Origin of the sequence: Pseudomonas sp. Irchel 3E20 (assembly GCF_900187645.1) — a bacterium.
In the GTDB taxonomy this organism is placed as follows: domain Bacteria; phylum Pseudomonadota; class Gammaproteobacteria; order Pseudomonadales; family Pseudomonadaceae; genus Aquipseudomonas.
In genome coordinates this window covers 1-2,574 of record NZ_FYEE01000028.1, presented here as the reverse complement: position 1 = coordinate 2,574, position 2,574 = coordinate 1, and the positions used below count along the sequence as shown (strand labels likewise).

At 67.2% G+C, this 2,574-nt stretch carries 1 protein-coding gene; it reads right to left on the bottom strand.

All coding sequences use genetic code 11. The annotated features are described in order from the left end of the window. A partial coding sequence (locus CKW13_RS24035; RefSeq protein WP_176465183.1) for a type VI secretion system Vgr family protein occupies positions 1 to 2,474 on the bottom strand: 2,474 nt, incomplete at its 3' end. Positions 2,475 to 2,574: the final 100 nt, after the last annotated feature.

The following is a 2,574-nucleotide window of genomic DNA, read 5'->3' as shown; positions in this document are numbered from 1 at the left end:
TCTCGATAGTTCACCGCCACCCACTGCGCCGCCGGCCCCGGCATGGCCTGCGACCTGGGCAGTGCGGGTATTTGCGGCTGGTTGTTTGCCCCGTTCAGCAACGGATGCTCGCTGCCCTTGACGCTGAACACCCCGGGGCAGGCAAAGGTGATATCCGCGCCGTGCAGGGTGATGCGGCTGGCCCCCGCTTGGAGGACGAGGGTGTCCTTGGCGATCAGGTCGATGCGCCCCGCCGTGGCGGTGAAGGTGGCGCTTTGGTCGGCCAGTAGCTCCAGGCGCTCGGCGTGGGCTTGCAGGCCGACCGCCCCTTCCTGGGCGATGACCTTGGCCCCACCTTCGCCGGTGTACAGGTGCAGGTTGGCGCTGCTGATGGCCGCAATGTTGTGCCCGGCGTTTAGGTGCAGGTCGTGCTGGCTGGTCAGTTGCAGCTGCTGCGCGGCAAAGGCGTTGCTGCTGGCGGGCGTGGCGAGGAGCAGGTCGGCCGGGGTTTCCAGCACCAGGTGCGGGGCGCCGAAGCGTTCTACCGGTAAACCGCTGCCGGGTTGGGTGGCGTCCTGGCCGTTGACCTGGGCGGGGTAGCGGGCGTCGCCCTGAGGGTCGAGCGCCTCGCTCAAGGCCGCGGTGCAAGACGCCATTGCGGCACCTGCCAATGCCTGCCGGGCGGCTTGGTCGAGCCGCTCGGCGGCGGCGATGGCGCCGCGTAACTGGCCTCGGGCCGCTTCCATATTCATCTGGGTCGAACCCGCCCGGGGTTGCAGGCTGGTGGACAGCAGCAGGCCATCCCCCGCACGAACCTGCCCCCAACCGCCGGTGGACTGGGCAAACCCCCGGCCCAGGTAGACACCGCGCTGGGTGTCTTGGGTGGCCACCAGGTAGCCCAACGCCAGGCGACTCTGCGCGGTGTCATTGAGCAACCCCTGGCGCAGTTGTCCTGGGCTGTCGTCCAACTGCCATTGGCTGGCGGGTTGGCCGTCCAGCACCTGGGTGTGCACGCCGCTGATGGAGGCCGCCAACGGCGGTGTGGCGACCCCGTTGTAGAGCTGGGCGACCACCACGGGTTGGTCGATGTCGGCGTTGAAAAAGTCCACCAGCACTTCGCTGCCGATGCGCGGGGTGAAGTGCTGGCCGAAGTTCGCCCCCGCCAGCGCTTGGCTCACCGGCACCCACGTGCCGCTGGTTTCATCGCCCGGGGCGTGGCTGTTGCTCCCCCCGGCGTCCGGCCGCCCACCAGCCAAGGGGCGCTCGCCGCGCTGCCAGAAGAACTGCACCCGCACGTGATGGTCGCGGTGGCTGGTAATCGCATGCTGCTCGACGCCCACCACCGTGGCGGTTTGCACACCCTGGGCCAAGGGTTTGGGCAGGCGTGCGGGGGTGACCGGCACGCCCGGCGCAAGGGCGATGAAGCGGTTGCAATAGGTGCCGTGCGCCAGGCCAGGCTCGCCCCAGTGCGCGGCCATGAGCGCGCCCAGGTTATTGACCGCCACATGGGTGATGTCCCGGCAAAAAAACTGCAAGGGCCCAAGCTCAGGGTGGCCCTGCAGCCCATAACACACCCCCAACTGCAACCCAGGCTCCGCGCCTTCACCCTGAAAGTCATGGGCCCGCAGGCGCCGTGCGCCCAGCTGCTGTTCGGCACTGCCCTGGGCATGCTGCTCGGTAGCGAACACAGCGCCAGGGGCGGCGTCGAACACCTGCAACGGCGGCAGCGCCGGGCCTGCGTCGGCCGTTGCTTGGGCGCTACCACTCACCCCCAGCAACTGCGCAGCGTTCCACGAGCAGGTGACGGTACTGTCGCTGCTGATCTGTCGGTGCTCGCTGAAACGCTGAATGCCGTGGTCGAGTTGCGCCGCGTCTGTGCGGCTAAAAGGCAGGGTCACGCCCGCCGGCCATTGCCGCTGGCTGTCGACAATCAGCAACCGGGCACCGCCCTCGGCGTCGTGGTCGAGGTAAAAACTCAAGCCCTCTTCGGACCACACGCGGCAGATGAACTCGAAATCCGTCTCACGGTGCTGCGTGCACAGTGCCCGCTTCACCAACGGCTGGGTGACGTGGGCCTGCCACTGCGCCAAGGGGTAATCGGCGAACACCCGAGCGGTGATTTGCAGGGCATCCAGGCCTTGGAAAATCAGGGTGTTGCGCCGCTGCTTGAGCAACCCCAGCCAACTGCCCACCTGCAATCGATAGCGCGCCACGGCCCCGTCCCCCCCGAGCGCCAACACCTGTGCCACCACGCCCTGCCACGCGCGGGCGCGGCCATCGTTGAGGGCCAGTTGCAGGGTCACGGCCGTGCCCGGCAATTGCTCGATATCCAGAGAAGCGGCAGGGCTCAGGCAGTCGAGGGTGAACGCCAGGTCCTGATTGATCGCCTCAGTGCCCTGAAACCGCGCCACCAGCAAGGCATCGGTCAGCACGGTGTGTAGTTGCAGCAGGCGGTTACGCTGGGAAAGCAGCTCACGCCATAGGAGTGTCTCCATCATTTCAACCTCGCAAACAAGCAAGGCGCGATGGTAACGACGCCGATTCCGGCTAGAAATCAGACTAAACGGACGCGATAAGTGGGAATCGGCCTACGAC